Source organism: Burkholderia sp. PAMC 26561 (genome assembly GCF_001557535.2).
Classification (GTDB): domain Bacteria; phylum Pseudomonadota; class Gammaproteobacteria; order Burkholderiales; family Burkholderiaceae; genus Caballeronia.
In genome coordinates this window covers 312,502-333,717 of sequence record NZ_CP014306.1, presented here as the reverse complement: position 1 = coordinate 333,717, position 21,216 = coordinate 312,502, and the positions used below count along the sequence as shown (strand labels likewise).

Annotated in this window: 18 protein-coding genes and 1 other RNA gene; 7 read left to right on the top strand and 12 right to left on the bottom strand. The window is 61.4% G+C overall.

Annotated elements, in window-relative coordinates; translation table 11 throughout:
- Positions 1-62: 62 nt before the first annotated feature.
- Positions 63-1,361, top strand: coding sequence for an MFS transporter (locus AXG89_RS01635; RefSeq protein WP_062000943.1), 1,299 nt, complete (start codon positions 63-65; stop codon positions 1,359-1,361).
- A gap of 81 nt (positions 1,362-1,442) precedes the next feature.
- On the opposite strand, the gene AXG89_RS01630 is transcribed toward AXG89_RS01635, so the two are convergent.
- A complete protein-coding gene (locus AXG89_RS01630; protein WP_062167369.1) occupies positions 1,443-3,299 on the bottom strand; it encodes a tetratricopeptide repeat protein in 1,857 nt (618 codons plus the stop codon).
- A 110-nt stretch (positions 3,300-3,409) separates the two neighbouring features.
- Between AXG89_RS01630 and AXG89_RS01625 the strand changes: the two genes are divergently transcribed.
- The 3 genes from AXG89_RS01625 to AXG89_RS01615 all read left to right on the top strand — a co-directional run bounded on the left by AXG89_RS01625 (position 3,410) and on the right by AXG89_RS01615 (position 6,559).
- Positions 3,410-3,769, top strand: a complete 360-nt coding sequence (locus tag AXG89_RS01625) for an ArsR/SmtB family transcription factor (RefSeq protein WP_086386241.1) — start codon at positions 3,410-3,412, stop codon at positions 3,767-3,769.
- Positions 3,770-4,780, top strand: a complete 1,011-nt coding sequence (locus tag AXG89_RS01620; RefSeq protein ID WP_062167367.1) for a cation diffusion facilitator family transporter — start codon at positions 3,770-3,772, stop codon at positions 4,778-4,780.
- A gap of 72 nt (positions 4,781-4,852) precedes the next feature.
- Positions 4,853-6,559 (top strand): FAD-dependent monooxygenase, encoded by a 1,707-nt coding sequence (locus AXG89_RS01615; RefSeq protein ID WP_062167365.1) that lies wholly within the window; start codon positions 4,853-4,855, stop codon positions 6,557-6,559.
- Positions 6,560-6,591: 32 nt separating this feature from the next.
- Here AXG89_RS01615 and AXG89_RS01610 read toward each other — a convergent pair whose 3' ends face one another.
- The 6 genes from AXG89_RS01610 to AXG89_RS01585 all read right to left on the bottom strand — a co-directional run bounded on the left by AXG89_RS01610 (position 6,592) and on the right by AXG89_RS01585 (position 12,491).
- Positions 6,592-6,879: a type II toxin-antitoxin system RelE/ParE family toxin gene (locus AXG89_RS01610; RefSeq protein WP_062167363.1), complete on the bottom strand. Its 288-nt coding sequence runs from the start codon at positions 6,877-6,879 to the stop codon at positions 6,592-6,594.
- Complete coding sequence (locus AXG89_RS01605) at positions 6,869-7,141, bottom strand: CopG family ribbon-helix-helix protein (RefSeq protein WP_062167361.1); 273 nt, start codon at positions 7,139-7,141, stop codon at positions 6,869-6,871. The genes AXG89_RS01610 and AXG89_RS01605 overlap by 11 nt, the downstream gene beginning before the upstream one ends.
- A gap of 119 nt (positions 7,142-7,260) precedes the next feature.
- Positions 7,261-7,503, bottom strand: a complete 243-nt coding sequence (locus AXG89_RS01600; protein ID WP_062167359.1) for a formate dehydrogenase subunit delta — start codon at positions 7,501-7,503, stop codon at positions 7,261-7,263.
- Between the two features lie 2 nt (positions 7,504-7,505).
- On the bottom strand, positions 7,506-10,415 hold the full coding sequence (gene fdhF / locus AXG89_RS01595) for a formate dehydrogenase subunit alpha (RefSeq protein ID WP_062167357.1): 2,910 nt from the start codon (positions 10,413-10,415) through the stop codon (positions 7,506-7,508).
- 16 nt (positions 10,416-10,431) lie between these two features.
- Positions 10,432-11,988: a formate dehydrogenase beta subunit gene (locus AXG89_RS01590; RefSeq protein WP_062167355.1), complete on the bottom strand. Its 1,557-nt coding sequence runs from the start codon at positions 11,986-11,988 to the stop codon at positions 10,432-10,434.
- Positions 11,985-12,491: an NAD(P)H-dependent oxidoreductase subunit E gene (locus tag AXG89_RS01585; protein WP_062167353.1), complete on the bottom strand. Its 507-nt coding sequence runs from the start codon at positions 12,489-12,491 to the stop codon at positions 11,985-11,987. Before AXG89_RS01585 ends, AXG89_RS01590 begins: the two co-directional genes overlap by 4 nt.
- Before the next feature lie 129 nt (positions 12,492-12,620).
- Here AXG89_RS01585 and AXG89_RS01580 point away from each other — a divergent pair, with 129 nt between their 5' ends.
- From AXG89_RS01580 to AXG89_RS01570, 3 genes are all read left to right on the top strand, one after another.
- Positions 12,621-13,703 carry a substrate-binding domain-containing protein gene (locus AXG89_RS01580; RefSeq protein ID WP_062167350.1) on the top strand — a complete coding sequence of 361 codons (1,083 nt, stop codon included), beginning with the start codon at positions 12,621-12,623 and terminating at the stop codon, positions 13,701-13,703.
- Between the two features lie 195 nt (positions 13,704-13,898).
- Entirely contained in the window at positions 13,899-14,162 is a 264-nt protein-coding gene (locus tag AXG89_RS01575; protein ID WP_062000032.1) for a hypothetical protein, read from the top strand.
- Positions 14,163-14,628: 466 nt separating this feature from the next.
- The gene (locus tag AXG89_RS01570; protein WP_062167348.1) at positions 14,629-15,705 is read left to right on the top strand and encodes a glycosyltransferase family 4 protein; all 1,077 of its coding nucleotides are present in this window, start codon (positions 14,629-14,631) and stop codon (positions 15,703-15,705) included.
- Between the two features lie 48 nt (positions 15,706-15,753).
- On the opposite strand, the gene AXG89_RS01565 is transcribed toward AXG89_RS01570, so the two are convergent.
- From AXG89_RS01565 to ompA, 5 genes are all read right to left on the bottom strand, one after another.
- Entirely contained in the window at positions 15,754-18,174 is a 2,421-nt protein-coding gene (locus AXG89_RS01565) for an FG-GAP repeat domain-containing protein (RefSeq protein WP_236873357.1), read from the bottom strand.
- A gap of 213 nt (positions 18,175-18,387) precedes the next feature.
- Positions 18,388-18,756: a transfer-messenger RNA gene (gene ssrA, locus AXG89_RS01560) on the bottom strand.
- 71 nt (positions 18,757-18,827) lie between these two features.
- Positions 18,828-19,544: a phosphoglycolate phosphatase gene (gene gph, locus AXG89_RS01555; protein ID WP_062170197.1), complete on the bottom strand. Its 717-nt coding sequence runs from the start codon at positions 19,542-19,544 to the stop codon at positions 18,828-18,830.
- A 95-nt stretch (positions 19,545-19,639) separates the two neighbouring features.
- The gene (ubiG, locus tag AXG89_RS01550; RefSeq protein ID WP_062167343.1) at positions 19,640-20,338 is read right to left on the bottom strand and encodes a bifunctional 2-polyprenyl-6-hydroxyphenol methylase/3-demethylubiquinol 3-O-methyltransferase UbiG; all 699 of its coding nucleotides are present in this window, start codon (positions 20,336-20,338) and stop codon (positions 19,640-19,642) included.
- Positions 20,339-20,512: 174 nt separating this feature from the next.
- On the bottom strand, positions 20,513-21,169 hold the full coding sequence (gene ompA / locus AXG89_RS01545) for an outer membrane protein OmpA (protein ID WP_056355836.1): 657 nt from the start codon (positions 21,167-21,169) through the stop codon (positions 20,513-20,515).
- Between the last annotated feature and the right edge of the window lie 47 nt (positions 21,170-21,216).

Here is a 21,216-nt window from a genome sequence, read left to right as displayed (position 1 = left end):
TCGAGCCACACGCCGTCCAAGCAATCCGGCCGGCGTTTTTAGTCAAAGTCTTTGAGATAGACATGTCCACCCCTTCACATGCAACGCCCGTGAACGAGTCGAAAGCGAAGTCGGTATTTCGCGTCGTCAGCGGCAACTTCCTTGAAATGTACGACTTCATGGTCTATGGCTATTACGCCTCGTCCATTGCGAAGACGTATTTTCCGAGCGGCAACGAATTCGCGTCGCTGATGCTCGCGCTGTCGGTGTTCGGCGCCGGCTTCCTGATGCGGCCGATCGGCGCTATCGTGCTCGGCGCGTATATCGATCACCACGGCCGGCGGAAGGGCTTGATTCTTACGCTGACCATGATGGCGATCGGCACGCTGCTGGTCGCGGTGATCCCGGGATACGCGACCATCGGGGTGCTGGCCCCGATCATCGTGCTGGCTGGCCGCTTGCTGCAGGGCTTTTCGGCCGGCGTGGAGCTTGGCGGCGTGTCCGTGTATCTGTCCGAGATCGCGACCAAGGGCAACAAGGGTTTCTATTGCTCCTGGCAGTCGGGTAGCCAGCAAGTGGCGGTGGTGTTTGCCGCGCTGATCGGTGTGGTCATGAGCCAGGTCTTGCCGCCCGACCAGATGACCGCCTGGGGTTGGCGCGTGCCGTTCATCATCGGCTGCCTGATCGTGCCGTTCCTGTTCATCATCCGCCGTTCGCTGCAGGAAACGGAGGAGTTCCTCGCGCGCAAACATCGTCCGTCGATGAGCGAGATCATGAGGTCCATGGCGTCGAACTGGGGCATCGTGCTGGCCGGCATGGGCATGGTGATCATGACGACCGTGTCGTTCTACATGATCACGGCGTACACGCCGACGTTCGGCAAGGAAGTGCTGAAGCTTTCTTCCATCGATACATTGGTGGTGACGGTGTTCGTCGGTTTGTCGAATCTCGTCTGGCTGCCGCTTTCGGGCGCGGTGTCGGACCGTGTCGGACGTCGCCCGGTGCTGTTGTTCTTCACGATCCTGACCATTCTCACGTCGTATCCGGCCGTTCAATGGCTTGTCGCCGATCCATCGTTCCTGCGTCTGCTCGGCGTCGAGTTGTGGCTATCGTTCCTGTACGGAAGCTATAACGGCGCGATGGTCGTGGCGCTCACGGAAGTCATGCCGGTCGAAGTCCGGACCACGGGCTTCTCGCTTGCGTACAGCCTCGCAACGACGATCGGCGGCTTCACGCCCGCCATCTCGACCTACCTGATTCACGCGACCGGCAACAAGGCGGCGCCCGGCGTTTGGATGGGGCTTGCGGCGATCTGCGGGTTGATCGCGACGCTGGTGCTTTACCGCTCAACGGAAGCGCGCAATCAGTACAAGACGGCCTGACTTTCCGTCACCTGTGGCCTGAAACGAAAACCCCTCGCCGTGGCGAGGGGTTTTTTGTTTCAAACGCTGGTGTTGGAGACACTAGGAAGACGCCGCAACATCCTTCGCCACCCGTTCGATGACTCCATCCCACGCGCCAGGTTTCGCCTGCCGGAACAGATGGGCTTTGGGATACCACGCGCTCGAAGGTGTATCGATACCCCAACGCCAGTCGGCTGCGAACGGCAGCATCAGCCACAGCGGTTTTCCGAGCGCGCCGCTCAGATGCGCGACGGCGGTATCGATGGATACGACGCCGTCCAGACGATCGATGATCGCGGCGGTATCGGCGAAACTCTCCAGCTTGTCTTCCAGCCGCTGAATGAAACGCGCCCGCGGATGCTTGTCCAGCAGCGCGCGTTCTTCAGCGGTGAGCGTAGGCTGCAGAACGATCCAGTCGATGCCTTCCAGCATGAACAAAGGTTCCAGTAACGCGAGCGGCGCCGAACGCGTCTCGCCGGGCTGGATCCGGCCCGACCATGCAATGCCGAGTTTGCGCTTCGACTGGCCGCCGAGCGACCCGCGCCATTTCTTGCGATACGCGGCTGGCACCACGAGATAGGGCGTGCGCGCCGGCACCATTTCCGTATTCGATACACCCAGCGCCAGCGGCAAGCTGAGCAGTGGGATGAACGCGTCAATGTCGGCGGGAGGCGGTGTCAGCGTGCTTTTCAATATGACGCCCGCCGCGTTTGCCGCCGGCTCGAGCAGCGCGACAAGCGCCGGTTGCACCTCGAGCACGATCTGGCCGACGAGCTTCGCCGCGAACGGCACGAAACGCACGAACTGCAAGGTATCGCCGAAGCCCTGTTCTGCGCGGATCCACAGCGTCTCGCGCGGCATGGGCGCGCCTTTCCACACGGGCAGGCCCGGCGCCGGGACGCTGGCTGGCGCGCGCAGGCGCCATTCATAAGCGCTCAGTCCGCGAGCGTAATCGCCGAGCGCAAGCAATGTCAGCGCGCGATTCAGGTTCGCCGCAACGAGGCCTGGATCGAGGCGCAACGCCTGATCGAAGGCACGCAGCGCCGCTTTATGACCGCCGAGCGCGAAATGCGCATTGCCAAGTCCGAGCCACGCCACGCTGTATTTCGGATCGAGTCCGACCGCGCGCTCGAACTGCGGCAACGCGGCTTCATGCTCGCCTATACCCGCAAGCGCGTGCCCGAGTCCAAAGTGCGCGGGCGCGAATTGCGGCTGCATGCGCAGCACTTTCTGCAGCACGGGCACGGCTTCATGCGGACGGCCGACGGTATCGAGAAGATTGCCCAGGTTGAAATGCGCCGCGACATAGTTCGGCTCGGCGGCAATGGCTTCGCGAAATTGCTGGATGGCGCCGTGGGTGTCGCCGAGCGCATTGAGCGCCATGCCCAGGTTGTTGTGCGCGCCCGCGTGCCCCGGCCGTATTTGAAGCGCGCGGCGGAACGCCTTCGCGCCTTCCTCGAAACGGCGCATTCCAAGCAGCGCGTTGCCGAAATTGTTCCAGGTAGGCGCGTCGCCGGGCTGCAGGCGCAGGGCTTTTTCGAAGGCATCGGCGGCGTCTTCGTGACGGCCCGCCGCAGCGTACGCATTGCCCAGGTTGTATTGCGCGAGCGAAAAGCCGGGTTCCAGGTGCAACGCGTTACGAAACCTTTCGATGGCGTCATCGATCCGGCCGAGCGCCTTCAGCGCATTGCCGAGATTGAGCTGCAAGGCGGGATCGGCGGGACGCAGGTCTGCCGCGCGGCGCACCAGATCGGCCGCTTCCGCGTGCTGGCCTTGTTGGTGGCGCAGCACGCCGAGCAGATGAAGTGCGTCGACGTGGGAGGGCTCTGCGGCGAGCGCGGCCTGATAGTCGCGTTCCGCTTCGGTGAGGCGGCCGTCGCGATGTGCTGCGAAGCCGCGCGCAAAAACTGTATCCATTGAGGGAAATCGAATGCGAACACGCCATTTTCCCACACGTTCACCGCCGATCCCGATTTTTGCGTTGACGCCGGCGACCTGGTCTCGATAACATGTGAACACCTGTTCATATGTTCGATACAACAATCGTGCCTTCAGCGCTGCTGCTAAACGACGTTTCAACCGACGAGCGTGTCGTTCCGCTCGCCGACCTGTTCCGCCTGCTGGGTGACCCGACGCGTTTGCGCATCGTGTTGACGTGCGTGGAAGGGCGCACGCCCGTGGGGGCCATAGCTGAGTCGCTGGGGTTATCGGCTTCGCTCGTGAGCCACCATTTGCGCTTGCTGCGGGCGGCGCGAATCGTGCGGGCAGAGCGCGAAGGCAAGCAGGTTTTCTATCTCGCCGCTGACCAGCACATCAGCGGCATGCTGGCTGAATTGCTCGAGCATATCGCCGAGCCGCACGCCGATTTCAGACCGGATAACGATTAAATGGCACCTCGACCGACGCATCAACATCAGCATCATGACCACGGGCACGAAGGTCACGCGCATGACCACGAGGCTCACGAGGCACACGGCCACGATCACAAAGGCGGCCATCATCACCACCATGCGCCGCAAGCCGGGCAGGGCCGCACCTTCGCGATAGCGGTCGCGCTGAACGTGGTGATCGTGACCGTGCAGGCGGTGTACGGGTTCATCGCGCATTCGACCGCGCTGCTCGCCGACGCGGGCCACAATCTCTCCGATGTCCTCGGCCTCCTGCTTGCCTGGGGCGCGGTCTGGCTCGGCACGCGAAAGCCATCGGAACGATACACATTCGGACTCGGCAGTTCGTCGATACTCGCTTCGCTCGCCAACGCCGCGCTGCTGCTGTTCGCGTGCGGCGCGATCGTGCTCGAGGCCGTCCAGCGCCTGCTCAATCCCGCGCCGGTTGCGGGACTCGATGTGTTTATCGTTGCGACGATCGGGCTGGTGGTCAACGGTTTCTCCGCGTGGCTTTTCATGCGCGGCAGCAAGGAAGACCTGAACATCCGCGGCGCGTTCCTGCACATGGCGGGCGATGCCGGCATCTCGGCCGCGGTCGCCGTGAGCGGCCTCGTGATCCTCTATACCGGCGCGAGCTGGGTCGATCCGGTGATGAGCATTGTCGTGGTCGCGGTGATCGTGGCCGGGACGTGGGGGCTGGGGCGCGACGCCATGCGTCTTGCCATGGCCGCGGTGCCGCCGGGCGTGGACAAGCCGCGTATCGAAAAATATCTCTCCGACTTGCCGGGCGTCACCGACGTCCACGATCTCCACGTCTGGGCGCTTTCCACCACCGAAAACGCGATGACCGCGCATATCGTGATGCCGGCGGGACATCCGGGCGATGTTTTCGTCGATGCAATCGTGGGAACACTGCGCCGCGACTACGCCATGCACCACGCGACCCTGCAAGTGGAAATGGGCACGACGGTGCACAGTTGTTCGCTGGGTGAAAAGGCGCACGCGCACTGAGGGTTGGATCCCCGCGTTTGCCGATTACGACCGGCGTACACTGGAAGTCAGTGACGTTTGATGGAGAAGCGCATGTCCGCGCAGAAGCCGAACCGACACAAAACGCTCGATGTATCGCCGGTGCTCATCGCGGGCGCCGGTCCCACGGGTCTCGCCGCTGCCATGAGCCTCTCGCGCGCCGGCATTCCGGTGCGCCTGGTCGATAAAGCCCCCGAACCCTCGCCGTGGTCGCGCGCCATCGGCATCCAGGCGCGCACGCTCGAATTGTTCGAACAGCACAGGCTGGTCGAGCCGTTTCTGGAACTGGGTCACCGGGCGCGGACTGGCAACCTTTATTCGAACGGGCAGCGCCTCACGCAACTCGACTTCGATCCCTTGCAAACGCGTTATCCCTTTCTGCTTTTCCTCGATCAATCCGTCACCGAACGTCTCATGACCGAACATCTTGAAACGTTCGATGTGCGTGTGGAACGTGGCGTGGAATTGATCCACTTCAACCAGGGGGCGGCGGGGCTTGAAGCCACGCTGCAGCATGCCAACGGCGCGGAAGAGCATGTGCGGCCGTCGTACCTGATTGGAGCGGACGGCGCACACAGCACGGTGAGGCATAGACTGAACATCGAGTTCACGGGAAAGACCTTCGAGCAGACTTTCCTGCTCGCCGATCTTCACGCCGACACCGAATGGCCCGACGACGAATTCCATATCTTTGCGTCGGGTGAAGGCATTGCCACGTTGTTCCCGATGGGTGGCGGGCGCACGCGCCTGATCGCCGATCAGCGCGTCGCGGCACGATCGCCGGACGCGCCCGACAGCCTGCAAAAAAGCGCGGCGCCTACGCTCGATGAATGCCGCGAACTCATCGCGCGGCGCATTCATCATCGGGTGACGGTGACGAACCTCGCATGGTCATCGTATTTCCGGCTGAACAACCGCATGGTGGACCAGATGCGATCCGGGCGCGTGTTCCTCGCCGGCGATGCCGCGCATGTCCATAGTCCTGCCGGTGCGCAAGGCATGAATACGGGCATTCAGGAAGCGTTCAATCTGGGCTGGAAGATCGCGCGGACGCTGGCGGGCGTGGCGTCGGATCGACTGCTCGATACGTACCACACCGAGCGTCATCCTATAGAGCGCGAAGTGCTGCGGACATCGAGTTTCATGACGCAGATGGCCGCCGCCGAACATGGCCCGATGAAGCTGATTCGCGATCACGTGATGCCGGTGTTATCGGCGATCGGTCCCTTGCGCGATGCCGCGCGGCGCACGGTCAGCGAGTTGTCGGTGCAATATCGGAAAAGTCCGTTGACGCTCGAACGCGGGCTCGATGGCGGCCCGCGTGCGGGCGATCGCGCGCCGGATGCGTGGGTGCATGTGGTCGATGGACCGCTTGGGCGTGCGCCCGGTGTCGGTTGTCTCTTCGATCTTCACGATCCCGCGTATTTCTCGCTGTTCCTGATGGTGAAGCCCTCGGAGGACGATGACATTGCACTTGCGCCCGCGACGCTGACCGTGGCGCACGCATTGCGCGACAAGGAGCTCGATGAATTGGCGAAATCAGTAGAAGAGGCGTTGCCGAACAGTGTGCGCGTGTGGCGCATCACCGATAAAGGCGATGACGGCGCACGTTCGTTGACTGAAGCGTATGGAAGGACGCGGCCGTGTTTTTATCTGGTGCGGCCGGATGGATATATTGCAGCGCGAGGACGCGCGCCTTCCGATACGCAAGGGTTGTTGAGGCACTGCGAGACGTGGTTCGGGGCGGGGACGGAGGAGTAGGGTCCACACGCATGCCCCCGATCACGGTCAATCTAGCGGTCTTCTCGCTGACTGAAAATACGCACAACGTCAATCTGATCGTCGCTCAAATTGAACGCAAAACGTATCTCGTAACGGCTCACAAACGCTCTTCGAATGTCTACAGGTGCAAATTGTGGCAACTTGACAGCAAGCCCCGGGTTGTCGACGACGAAGTCAACACCATCGATTAAATCAATCGTGCTTTGGGTAGCGGCGGCCGGATTATTCAGGACAAGAAAGTCGTATAAGCGTTTGAGGTCGTCCAGCGCTTCCTGGGACCATGTAACGTCAAGCGCCACGTTTCTCTTTCGGAAATGACAACGGCTTCTTGGTACTTAAGCTCTCCGCCCAAGCCCTCACATCTTCGTGGGGAACGCTCTTTCCCGCCCGCAGGCTCGCGATGCCCTCACGCGTCAGCCGGTCTCTGGTGTCTTCGAGTTCAACAAACTGCTCTAGCGCTTTGCTTATCAGCCAACCCCGGGGCCGATCCAGCCTTTTTGCGAGCTCATCTACGCGTTCTGCTAACGCGTCTTCCACATGTGCGGTCATCGTGCGCGGCATCTTGTACCTCCAGTCAATTCTAATCAAAATGATTATATTCGATTCGAGCCCATAAAAACGGCGAAAAAAAGGACCGCCGCAGCGGTCCCCATTCTCAGGTATCGAAAACACCCCAACCCCTAAGCCGCAACCGCCGGCGTCAGCACTTCCCGATGCTTGGTCAGCGCCTTCACCACGATCGGATGAAGCTTCGCGCTTAACTCCGGATCATCCAGCGCTTCCAGAATCGGCGTTCGCATTCGCGGCGCCCAGTACTTGTGAATGTGATTGGCGATGCCATCGAGCGCTTCCTCGTGATCCGGCATCGAATCGAAGAACTCACCAATCTGATTTGCCATGTCCACCAGGCTGTTCACATCCATGATTATTTCCCCGACGTAACCGGCAATTCACGCAAGTTCAGGAACTCGAGCTGCTGAACATTGAACGCCGAATACTCCTTTTGCCATTGCGACGGCTGTTCCACCGGCATCACCTGCACGGCCGTCACCTTGTACTCGGGGCAGTTCGTGGCCCAGTCGGAGGAGTCGGTGGTGATCACGTTCGCGCCTGATTCCGGGAAGTGGAAGGTCGTGTACACCACGCCCGGTTGCATGCGCTCGGTGATCTTGGCGCGCAGCACAGTCTGACCCGCACGCGATTCAATACCCACCCAGTCGTCCGCCTTGATCCCACGGTCCTCGGCGTCGACCGGATGAATCTCCAGCCGGTCCTCGTCGTGCCAGCGCGAATTCTCCGTGCGCCGCGTTTGCGCGCCCACGTTGTACTGCGACAGGATTCGCCCCGTCGTCAGCAGCAGCGGGTATTTGCGCGTGACCTTCTCCGGCGTCGCGATGAACTTCGTGATCACGAAGTGACCCTTGCCGCGCACGAATTCATCGATATGCATGGTCGGCGTGCCTTCCGGCGCCTGCGCGTTGCAAGGCCACTGGATGCTGCCGAGTTCATCGAGACGCTTGTACGACACGCCCGTGAACGTCGGCGTGAGGCTTGCGATCTCATCCATGATCTGTGACGGGTGCGTGTAGCCCATTTCATAACCGAGCGCGCGCGCCAGCTTGATCGTCACTTCCCAGTCGGCAAGACCCGGCAGCGGAGGCATGACCTTGCGCACGCGCGAAATGCGGCGTTCGGCATTCGTGAATGTGCCGTCCTTTTCCAGGAACGACGAACCCGGCAGGAACACATGCGCATACTTGGCGGTTTCGTTCAGGAAGATATCCTGCACGACGATACATTCCATCGACGACAACGCCTTCGATACGTGCTGCGTATTCGGGTCCGACTGGACGATGTCCTCGCCCTGGCAATAAAGGCCGAGGAAGCTGCCGTGAACGGCGGCATCGAACATGTTCGGAATGCGCAGGCCCGGTTCCGACTGCAGCTTGACGCTCCACGCTTCTTCGAACAATGCGCGCACAGCCGCGTCGCTGATATGGCGATAGCCCGGCAACTCGTGCGGGAACGAACCCATGTCGCACGAACCCTGCACGTTGTTCTGGCCACGCAGCGGATTCACGCCGACACCTTCACGGCCGATATTGCCCGTTGCCATCGCAAGATTCGCAATGCCCATGACCGTCGTCGAGCCTTGCGCATGTTCCGTCACGCCGAGGCCGTAATAGATCGCGCCGTTGCGTGCGTTGGCATAAATGCGCGCGGCTTCGCGAACGGACTGCGCCGGAACGCCGGTAATGGCTTCCATGGCTTCAGGCGAGTTTTCTTCCAACGATACAAAGTCGCGCCATTGCTGGAACGCGCGTGCTTCGCAGCGCTCGGCTACGAATTCTTCGTCCACGAGCCCTTCGGTGACGATCACATGGGCGAGTGAGTTGACCACCGCGACGTTCGTGCCCGGACGCAAGGCCAGATGATGCGAAGCCTTCACGTGCGGCGTATCGACGATATCGATCCGGCGCGGATCCACCACGAGCAGTTGCGCGCCTTCACGCACGCGCCGCTTGAGACGCGATGCAAACACAGGGTGGCCATCGGTCGGATTCGCACCAATCACCATGATCACGTCGGCCTTCTCAACCGATGCAAAGGTCTGCGTGCCCGCCGATTCTCCCAGCGTTGTCTTCAGCCCGTAACCCGTCGGCGAATGGCAAACACGGGCGCAGGTATCGACGTTGTTGTTGCCGAACGCCGCGCGCACGAGTTTTTGCACGAGGTAGGTTTCCTCGTTCGTGCATCGTGACGATGTAATCCCGCCGATCGAATCCACGCCGTACTTGTCCTGAATGCGGCGGAATTCGCTCGCCGCGTACGAAAGCGCTTCTTCCCAGCTCACTTCGCGCCACGGGTCGGTGATCTTCGCGCGGATCATCGGCTTGGTGATGCGGTCCTTGTGCGTGGCATAACCCCATGCAAAGCGGCCCTTGACGCAGGCGTGGCCGTCGTTGGCATCGCCGTTCTTGTTCGGCACCATGCGCACGACCTGGCTGCCTTTCATTTCCGCCTTCAGCGAGCAGCCGACACCGCAGTACGCGCACGTGGTCACGACCGAATGCTCGGGCTGACCCAGCATGATGACGGTCTTTTCCTGCAGCGTCGCCGTTGGGCATGCCGCCACGCACGCGCCGCACGACACGCATTCTGATTCCATGAACGGCTGGTTTTCGCTTGCCGCCACGCGCGATTCGAAACCGCGTCCCGCGATGGTCAGCGCGAACGTGCCTTGCGTCTCTTCGCACGCGCGCACGCATCGGTTACATACGATGCACTTCGACGCGTCGTACGTGAAATACGGATTGGATTCGTCCTTCTTGTCCTTCAGGTGATTCGCGCCTTCGTAGCCGTAGCGCACTTCGCGCAAACCGACCACGCCCGCCATGTCCTGCAGTTCGCAGTCGCCGTTTGCCGGGCATGTCAGGCAATCGAGCGGGTGATCGGAGATGTACAACTCCATCACGTTCTTGCGCAGCGACTGCAGCTTGTCCGTTTGCGTGCGCACTTTCATGCCGGCTTCAACGGGTGTCGTGCACGATGCCGGATAACCCCGCTTGCCCTCGATTTCGACCAGGCAGAGACGGCACGAACCAAACGGCTCGAGCGAATCCGTCGCGCAGAGTTTCGGCACGTTTACACCGGCCTCGATCGCCGCGCGCATCACCGACGTTCCGGCCGGCACGGTGACCGGCGTGCCATCGATATCCAGCGTCACATCGATATCGGCATGGCGCAGCGGCGTGCCGTAGTCGGTATCGTCGAAGGGATCGCGCAGCTTCGTTTTGCAGGCGCAATTACCGGAACCGCAGGAAGAACTGGACATATATGTGCTCCTTCTTTTAAGCCGCTTTCTGCGACGGCTTACGCGAAAGACCGAAGTCTTCGGGGAAATGATCGAGGGCGGACATCACCGGATAGGGCGTCATGCCGCCCATCGCGCAGAGCGATCCGGCAAGCATGGTGTCGCAGAGTTCGCGCAGCAACGTAACCTGTTTCGGCGACGTATCGCCGGCGCGGATCTTCGCGATGACTTCAACGCCGCGCGTGGAACCGATCCGGCACGGCGTGCATTTGCCGCAGGATTCGACGGCGCAGAAGTGCATTGCGTACTGGGCGAGGTCGGCGAGGTTGGAGGTGTCGTCGTGAATCACGATGCCGCCATGACCGACCACCGCGCCCACCGCCGCATACGCTTCGTAATCCATGGGGATATCCCATTGGCTCTCGGGCAAATATGTGCCAAGCGGACCGCCGACTTGCACAGCGCGCGCCGGCCGGCCGGTTGCCGTGCCACCGCCATATTCGTAGATCAGTTCGCGCAGCGTGACGCCGAACGCGAGTTCCACGAGACCGCCTTGCTTCACGTTCCCGGCGATCTGGAACGGCAGCGTGCCGCGTGAACGGCCCATGCCGAAGTCGCGGTAGAACGCCGCGCCCTTGGCGAAGATGATGGGCACAGTTGCCAGTGTGATGACGTTGTTGATCACCGTCGGCTGGCCGAACAAACCGACCAGCGCAGGAACCGGCGGCTTCGCGCGCACCACGCCGCGTTTTCCTTCCAGCGATTCCAGCAGCGCGGTTTCCTCACCGCAAACATACGAGCCCGCGCCCTTGGCGACTTCGAGTTCGAACACCTTGCCGCTGCCGAGCACATTCGCACCGAGCCAGCCGGCTTCGCGCGCTTTGACAATCGCGCGGTTCAGCGTGGTGATCGCGTGCGGATATTCGCTGCGCACGTAGATGTAGCCTTTCGTCGCGTTCGTCACGATCCCCGCGATGATCATCCCTTCGATCAACATGTACGGATCGCTTTCCATCACGAGGCGGTCTGAGAACGTGCCGGAATCGCCTTCGTCGGCGTTGCAGACCACGTACTTCTGCGGCGCCACGGCCGCGCGAACCGTGCGCCATTTGATGCCGGCCGGGAACGCTGCGCCGCCGCGTCCGCGCAAGCCCGATTCGAGCAGCGCTTCACATGCGGCGTCGCCATCGGTTTCGAGCGCACGACGCAGGCCTTCGAGGCCGCCGTGGGCGACGTAGTCATCGGTGGAAAGCGGGTCCGTGATGCCGACGCGCGCGAATGTCAGCCGCTGCTGGTTCGCAAGCCACGGCATGGTGTCGACCACGCCGATGCGCTTGTCATGCGCAGCGCCGGTAACAAAGCCGGCGTCGAAGAGGGCGGGGACATCGTCTTCATCGACGTTCGAATAGCCGATACGGCCTTCCGCCGTCTCGACTTCGACGAGTGGTTCGAGCCACAACATGCCGCGCGAACCGTTGCGCACGATCTCGACTTCAATGCCGCGTTTCTGGGCTTCCGAAGCAACGGCCAGCGCAACGCGATTGGCGCCCAGCGCCAGCGCCGAGGAATCGCAGGGAACGTAGATGCGTGTCATACCAGGTCCTCCACGCTCGTGTGAACGCGCGCCTCTTCATATAGCCGATCGAATTTCTGCGGCGTGACGCGGGCGTACAGCTCGCCATTGATCGTCATGGCCGGCGACAACGCGCATTGCCCGAGGCAATAGACGGTTTCGAGTTCGGTATCGGGCTGATGACCGGAGTCGAACTTGCAGCCGGTATGTCCTTCGATATGCTCGGCCAGCGCCTCCGTTCCCATGCTCTTGCACGCTTCGGCGCGGCATAGCTGAACCGTGACGCGCGCCGGCGGTTCCGAGCGGAAGTGGTGGTAATAGGTGATCACGCCATGCACTTCGGCGCGCGAAAGCGACATCGCCACGGCGAGCGGGGCGATGACATCGGCAGGAATGAAGCCGGCCTCGTCCTGGATTGCGTGCAGCACGGCGATCAGCGACGCACCGGGTTTCAAGTGGCGCGCAACGCGTTCGTCGGGCGTGACGGCGGGTTCATTCGGGTTGCTACTGGCAATCTGGACCATGTGGGGAGTCTCCATCGCTCGGCATATGTTTTATTAATGCATATATCGGTCTTATAATCGCTGTACCGAGCCTCTGATATGCAAGATACGAGGCTATCCAGTCGATGGCAATAGGAACAACAACTGCATATGATCGACGTTGAATGCCGGACCGAACTCGTCTTGCGCGATGCAGCAGGCCGCGAAGCCAGTCTCAGCGCGGCCGTGCCGCTTTTGCTGCTCGTTTCGCAGACCGGAAGTATTGCGCAGGCAGCATCGGCTAAGGGTTTGTCCTACCGGCATGCGTGGGGCCTGTTGCGCGAAATCGAGACACGGTTGGGCGGCGCGCTGATCACCAAGTCGCGCGGGCGCGGGTCGGTGTTGTCGGAACTCGGTGATGCCGTCTTGCGGGCGCAGCGTATGTCGAACGATCGGCTCGACGGTCCGCTTCAGGCGGTGGCGAGCGAAGTAGCCGGTGAGTTGAACCGGCGGTTGTTGCGCGCGGTCAGTGAAGTCCGTATTCACGCGTCGCACGGTTATGCGGTTGCGGCGCTCGTCGGTGCGCTGGCCGCAAAACGGATTCCCGCCGATATCAAATACCGGGAGAGCGCCGAAGCCGTAAGCGCCCTGGCGCGCGGTGAATGCGAGCTCGCGGGTTTTCATTTGCCGATCGGCGAGTTCCGTGCGAGTTGCGCGGAGATTTATCGGCCGTGGCTGGATGCGGGGCGGCACGGCCTGATTCACCTGACGCGACGCACGCAGGGACTTTTCTTGCCGAAGGGCAATCCGAAAGGCATACGCGGATTGCGCGATCTCGCCCGCGACGACATCCGCTTCGTGAACCGGCAACCCGGCTCGGGCACGCGCATGTTGCTCGACCTGGCGCTGCGGCAAATTGGCGTGAATCCGGCGACCATCAACGGTTACGCGACTGCCGAACTGACACATTCGGCGATTGCTGCATTCGTGGCGAGCGGCATGGCCGACCTCGGCTTCGGCGTGCAGCCGGCGGCGCAGCAGTTCGCGCTCGATTTCATCCCGATCATCGACGAGGATTATCTGTTCGCCTGCGACCGCGACAAGCTCGCCGATGCCCAGCTAGCCGGCGTGCTCGACGTGCTGCGCAGCGCAGCGTTCAAGGGCGGCGTGGCGCAACTCGAAGGCTACGATCCGCTGCATTGCGGCGAACTGCTGGACCTGGAAGCTGCACTCGGCGGCTCAGTGCCTACGTGAGCCAAGACAGCGCGTTGTAAGCTAATGTAATACGCCGATACATGCGCGAGGGCCGCGTAACCGGCCGATTGCGGAGCAAGCGTTTAGAATCAGATTTCGCGGTCCGAATCTTCGGTGTGAGCTTTTCTGAAACATTCGTGACCGGACGTTTAACCGAAGTCTGTTCATCGACTTGCTAGAGACTGTACTGCCGCCATGAAACTGCTTTTAAGTATTGCCGCATCCATCGCGTTTGTTGCCGGCGCCGTTGCCTTTGTGCCCGTTGCATTTGCGCAGAATTCACCCGGCATTCCGGGCGGTATCCTGCAAGACCAGTTCCGGCTGAAGGAGCACCCGCAATTGCAATTCGCGGCTTCCGCGCCGTCCGACAAGTACCAGAACAAGGAAACGGCCAAACGCCGCCGTGGTGATCTGGGCGATCCAAACGGTTGCAACCTGCAGTGCCCGAAGGACGAGTAACCCGCCTTTAGCGCATCGCAGCGCGCGACTTTTCAACGCACACGGCTTCGCTCGGTCATCGATCACGAAGCGTGTGCGTTCACTACGCGTGTCCCGTTTTTAGCCGCGGCGTTCGCAGCACTTGCCGCAACGGCAGCGTTAACCCTGCTTTCACCCCTCGATTTCTCACCGCCTCGCGCTTCGCTGAACGCTTCATTTGTCTAAGCGTCTGTTACCACTCATTACCGACCGATTAATGCTACTTGATGGCGGCGCGTACGGCATGCGCTCGGGTATCTTATCGTTGCGTGCGTTGAACGGTCCGCAGTGACAAACGCACTTAACTTTCATAAAAAACAATGAAGCAAGCCAGCTAAGTGGCCGCACGCGAACGAGGCGTGCCGAGAGGGCCACGTGGACGGCAGTGTCCACCCGACGGCAATGGCTAGCAGGACACGCTTTAGAAAGGCGAGGGGAAGACAGCCAAATGAGAATTCTTCAAGTCGTTCTTGCACCCCGGTTATCAGGGGCCGAGGTGCTTGCGAAGGGCGTAGCGATCGGGCATCAGCAAGGTGGTCACGATGTTTGCATCACGTCGTTGATGCCGGAGCACGACGATTTCGAACACATCAGCGCCGAGCTGCGGGCGAACAACGTCTTGTGTCTGTTTCCGCAGCGCTCGCTCGGCAAGGTCGGCCGACTGCTGTTCTTGCATCGCGCCATTCGCCGCTTCAAACCCGACATCATCTTCGCGCACGCGACCATACCCGCGCTGTACGTCCGCGCGTTGCCGACCCGCGTGCCGATTGTGTGGGTCATGCACTCCGGCGCCAACGACTTCGCGAACAATGCGCTGCTGTTTGCGGAACGCCTGCTGTCGGGGCGCGCCAAGGCGGTGATCGGGGTATCGCAGAAGAATATCGATGATTACGTCAAGGAAGTCGGTTCGCATCCGTCCATGATCGTGGTGCCGAACGGCGTCGATATCTCGCGCTTCACGCAGACGAGCGAACCGTTGACATCGACGGGAATCCGCCAGATCGTCCAGATCGGGCGTTATATCCCCGAGAAGAACCAGTTGCAGACCGTCCAGGCGTTCGCCCGCGTGGCCGCTGTCGATCCCGACGTGCGTCTGCTGCTTTGCGGCGTGATCGAGAATCTCGCGTATCACGCGGCAATCGTGAAACTCGTCGACGAACTCGGCTTGAACGACCGCGTGAAGATAATCGGGCCGCAGTCCAACGTGGCCGAGATCCTGCGCGAGTCACGGGCGTTCGCGATGCCCTCGAGTTTCGAGGCGCACAGCATCGGCTTTCTCGAAGCGCTCGCGTCGGGTATTCCGGTGGTCGGGAACGCAATCCCGTCGTTTGCTTTTGCCGATACTTTTCCCGGCGTCGCGCTGCTCGATACCAGCGACGCCGATGCCTACGGCCGCGCATTGCTCGCTGCGTTGTCGCAGCCGCGCGCGACACGTCCGTTGAACGGACTGACGCTGCAGAGTACGGCTGACCGGTATCTCGCGATTGCATCCGACGTCCTTAATCTGCAGGTGCGGATGGGCTGATTTGCGGTACTCAAAAACGCGCCGCCGATATTCTCGGCGGCGCGTTTTTTATTGCAGGTTCCTAAGCCACAGCGACTCGGAAAATAGTCCGGGCATCTCGCTCCAGATTTGCGCCGGGCCGAGCTTGAGCGCGCTGTCGAAGTCATAGCCGATCAACATCGGCGCACCGCCCGTGTAATAGAACGGCCCAAGCTTCGCGTTCGCACGCTTGAACAGCACGAGCGTCGAGCGTCGCTCACGCTGCACGATGTGCGGCAATGCATCCGCGTACGACGCTTCCTTCAGCGTCCCGGCGAGCACCGGCGTGCCTCCGCCTTTGAGCGTCCAGACATCGATATCCGGGCCATCGCCTCGCGGTTGCAGCATCACGAGGTCATCGGTTCCGTCGCCGTTGATATCGCCGGCCGTCACCTTCGTCATCGCCGATGAAAACTGCGGATACGTGTTGCCGCGCAGCGTCCCGGCGAACGCACTGCCGGAACTTGTGAGCTGCGTTATTGCCATTGCGCCATTCATATTCTCGATCGCCACAAGCCCGGTTCGCGGCGATCCGGCTGTGTGCATCGGCAGGAAACGCGTGTTCGTGCTCAGGTCGTGAGCCTGCATCCACAACGCAGGCGCACGGCCGTTCTTGCCGACGCTCGCCAGCACCCACAGGTTCAGGCCACCATCGCCGCGTTTGTGCGCGATCATTACATCGGCGCGGCCGCTTCCCGTGAAATTGCTCGCCACATATTGCTGCGCGTTCGCCGGCGTCCACGCCGTGCCTGTCTGATACCACAGCTTCGGCGCTTCGAAACGCGCACCCGTGCTGCGCATCAGCCAGAACGCCGTGCCGCCGTTGCGCGGCGAGATCACCATCAGGTCGGCGCGGCCGTCGCCATCGAAATCGCCCAGCAGGAAACGCACGCTGTCGAAGCAAAGCCGGTTGGCCGAACACGTGGGCGCCGTGGCGTGGGCATCGAAAGGTATGGCGTTGAGATACCAGGGCTCCGCCGTTTCCAGCCGTGACATATCTGCGACCCATACGTTGAAGCCCGGTCCGTCCTTGCGGCGCTGCACGTAGACTACGCTTGAGCGGCGCTCACCGGTGGCGGCGCTTGCGGCGTCGTCGATGTTATCGCCGCGTACGTCGCCGAAGAGGCCGCCTTCCTCGCGGTTATCGGTCCATTGCGTTTGCGCCGATGGCGCCCAGCGCGACTCCGTCGTCAGCGCGGAACAACTGCCCGCCGCGAGCGCACCGTTGCGCCCAGCCAGGCAATGACCAAGCGGCGTGTACACATAGCCGAAGTCCCAGGGCGTCCACTTCTGGGCGGCATCGGCGGAATCCGGCGGCGCGCATGCTTCTTCGATCAACGTGCCGCTGCGTTCGGCGACGCATTGCCGCGTGGTTTCATCTACGAGTTGTGCCGTGTTCTTGGTCCCCGGCGCCGCCGATACCTGCTGCCAGTGCCAGTCCTGCGTCTTCGCGCCTGTGCACGCGGCAAGCGTCGGCGCGGCGCCGAGGCCGGCCGATGTCACGCACTGACTCGAATATTCGTTCACGATCTGCATTGAACGCGGCTGGAAATCCGGACCCGGGTCGCTCGCGTGCGCGCGTGTCCAGTAGCGGCGCGCGACCCAGTTGCCGTCCCACTGATATTCGCCGAAGACGTGGCCGCCGTTATCGTCGCCATCGATGGCGAAGTACGACGCCACGTCGTCGCGCTTCTTTTGGGTATCGGCGGCGTCGAGGTTCTTGGGCAGTCCGCCGGTCGGATACGTTACGTGATAGCCGATCGGGATATCGCGCCCGAGCCCTTGCGCCGCGATCCGCGTGATGCGCGCGGCGTAGATGTGATCCGGGTGCTCGATGAACGGCACCGTATCCGGATTGAGCGTGTAGATCTCGGTCGCCGGTGCGAGCATGGCGCGCACGGTCGCGATCAGCGCGGCGCGGTCGTACTTGATCGTGTTCGATCCGTCCGCGTTCAGCGGATATGTGTCGATGCTTTCGCCCTTGTCCCACAGCAAACCGAGCGGCACGCGTCCGCCGCGCACGCCGCCGCCGGGCAGCCGGACTTCGAGCAGCTTCACGCGCGGTTGCTGCCTGAGCAACATTTGATGCACGGGTTTGCCGGCGAAATCGACTGTCGATTCAATCCAGTCGTCCGCCACGCCTGCCATGCGCGCATAGGCGAGGCGCGTGCCTTTTTCGCGGAGTTTCACGTAGTCGAAGTTCGCGCCGTTCGCACCGCCGATCAAGTGAACGGTGGTCACGCACCAGCCGGCCGCGAGCTTGTCGCTGATGCCGGGATTGACGAAGAGCAGATCGTCGTCGAGATGGGCTACGACAGTGATGAGCGACCCGGCGTGGCAATCGGCGGCTGGAACGGATGGTTGCGCCGACGTTTGCGCGATGGCCGGTGAGAGCAGGGCGCTGATGGCCCACAGCAGTATCGATAAGCACGCAACAGCCAATCTCCGCATGGAACGGCTCACTTGCATGATTCCCCCGTATGGAATTTTTTGTCTGCTGAATCAGTGAATCTGGCAGCTTGAAGTGTAGCGGCGCGACGTTCCGTTGCCGAGCGAACATGGAAGGAGGGTTTGGCGGATTGTGGGGAGTGGGAAAAACAAAACCCCGCCTGCCTTGCGGCAAGCGGGGTTCAGTTCATCCGGCGGGAAAGCCGGAAGCGATATTGGTGGAGGCGGCGGGAATCGAACCCGCGTCCAGTAGCGCTCTACGACCAGTTCTACATACTTAGTTCTATCATTTGATTTAACCTGGCGACGCGGACGAACACGCTTCGCTTCGGCGATTCACTAAATTTTCGACCTTGGCGTCGCGACGCCGACAAGGCTTATCTGACGTATATGACCTCTCTCGGTATTGCTACCGGTCTTGCGACTCTAGTCCGTCAGTAAACTAGGGAGAGGCAGGCGGCCCTTAGGCTGCCAGTGCGAACGTTTCGTCGTTTGCAGTTACGTTTTTCCCATTGATTTACGAGGTGACGGGTCCTCGGTATGCCCTAGCCGCTTCGCAACCCCTGTCGAAACCAGGTCGCCCCCGAAGCATTGCGTATTATCTCACAGATCCAGCCGCCATCAGCGTCAGCGCAAGGACTGAAGGACACCGCAACCTATTGCACATCCCGCAGCAATTGCTGCAATTCGATAGTCGTTTCTACCACGTGATCAGCATGCCAGCGCGTGGGCGGCAAGTCCGTGCCGCAATAGCCATAGGCTGCCGCCACGGTGACCATGCCGGCCGCGAAACCCGCTTGAACGTCGCGCAGATCGTCGCCCACATACACAACCTGCTCGGGCTTTTCTTCCATCAACTCGGCGGCGTGAAGCAAGGGCGCCGGATGCGGCTTCGAGTGCGAGGTTGTGTCGCCACAAACCAGGCACGCCGCCCGTTCCGCAAGTCCGAGCAATGCCACGAGCGGTTCAGCCAGCCGCGTGACCTTGTTCGTCACGATGCCCCATCGAACACCGCGGGCATCGAGCTGATCGAGCAGTTCATCGATACCCGGAAACAGCGTCGTTTCAATACACAGATCCGCTTCGTAGTTCGCCAGGAACTCCTCGCGCATGGCTGCGTAATCCGGATGTTCGGGACTGATCTCGAACGCGCCGCCAAGCAAACCCCGCGCGCCCGCCGATGCTAGCGGCCGCAACGTCTCCAGCGGACGCATCTCGAGCCCACGGTCGTGACGCATCTTGTTGACGGCTGCGACGAGGTCGGGCGCGGTATCGGCGATCGTGCCGTCGAGGTCGAACAAGACCGCCTGACACAGCTTCAGCCGGTCCTTGTCCAATTCCTGCTGCGAAGAGGGCGTCGGGTCGTCGCTCATGAAAGTCCGTACGGGTTCAATGACGCTCGGTGGCGTCGGGTCCGCATCTGTGGAGTTCGAGTTGTCGTTCGGTCGGTCGTTCATGTTCGTTTTCGTCATGCCACGCGACGGCAAGCCATCAGGTAGTTGATGCTAGTGTCGTCGGAGATGCCAAAGCGCTTGGCGAGCGGGCGATACGTAATCCCCTTGATCTCGACGATATCTAATTGCGCCGAACGCACAAGTTGCGCAAGTTCTGACGGCTTGATGAAACGCGCATAGTCGTGCGTGCCGCGCGGGAGCATCCGGGCAATGTACTCCGCGCCGATCACCGCGAACAGGTACGCCTTGGCATTGCGATTGAGCGTGGAGAAGAACACCCAGCCACCCGGCTTCACCAGCGTGGCGCAAGCCTGGACAATCCCGGCGGGGTCGGGTACGTGTTCGAGCATTTCCATGCACGTGACGACGTCATAGGTGCCCGGTTCACGCGCAGCAAGCGCTTCTGCCGCAATTTCCTCGTACTCGACTTCCACACCGCTTTCCAGGCTGTGCAAGTCGGCCACGCTCAGCGCATTCGACGACAAATCCACGCCTTTCACCTTCGCGCCGCGCACCGCCATGGACTCGGACAGTATCCCGCCACCGCAGCCGACATCCAGCGCGCGTTTGCCCGGCAAGTGAGCCAGGCCGTCGATCCAGTCGAGCCGCACGGGGTTCAGTTCATGCAGCGGTTTGAATTCGGCATTCGGGTCCCACCAGCGATGAGCCAGCTCGCTGAATTTCTGAAGCTCGTGGGGATCGGCATTGATCATGTGCGGATAGCCTTGAAACGAAAGTCGTGAACAGTCAGGCACCAAGTATATAGGCGGTGACGGAACCGGGTAAAACGGGCCGGAGAAAGAAGGGGGCAGCTTGTGGGCGCCGGGCGCGCATAAAAAAAGCCCCGCCGAAGCGGGGCTTTGATCCTGCGGCAATCAGTCGCTAAATTACTGCGGCTGACGCGAGGTTCCAACAACTTCGACTTCCACGCGACGATCCGGTGCGAGGCAGGCGATGAGTTGCTTGTGGTTCTTCTGGTTGCAACCGGTGGTAACCGGGTTGCGCTTGCCCTTGCCTTCCGTATAGATACGGTTGGCTTCGATGCCCTTGCTGACCAGGTATGCCTTGACAGCTTGTGCACGACGCAGCGACAGACGATCGTTGTACTTGTCCGAACCGATGCGGTCCGTGTAACCCGTAGCGACCACGACTTCCAGGTTCAGGTCGCCAATCTTCGATGCGAGATCGTCAAGCTTTGCCTTACCAGCCGGCTTCAGGATTGCCTTGTCGAAGTCGAACAGAGCGTCAGCTTGGTACGTAACCTTCTGGCTTTGGATGACCGGAGCAACCGGAGCGACCGGAGCCGGCGGCGTCGGTGCTTGCGCTACCAGCGCGCCATCGCACTTTGCGTTTGCCGTAGCCGGGGTCCAGAACGCATCGCGCCAGCAAAGCTCGTTCGTACCGTTCATCCACACATATTCGCCCGTGCCGTTCACCCAGTTGTCATTGACTGCCTGACGTGAAGCCGGGACCGATTGCGCCATAGCCGATGCAGCCATAACTGCGGTAGCTGCAATGAACGCGAGCTTTGAAAGTTTATTCATATTTCTCCTCTCGAAATTGAGATTACCGCAGGTTTACTGCGAGCCTT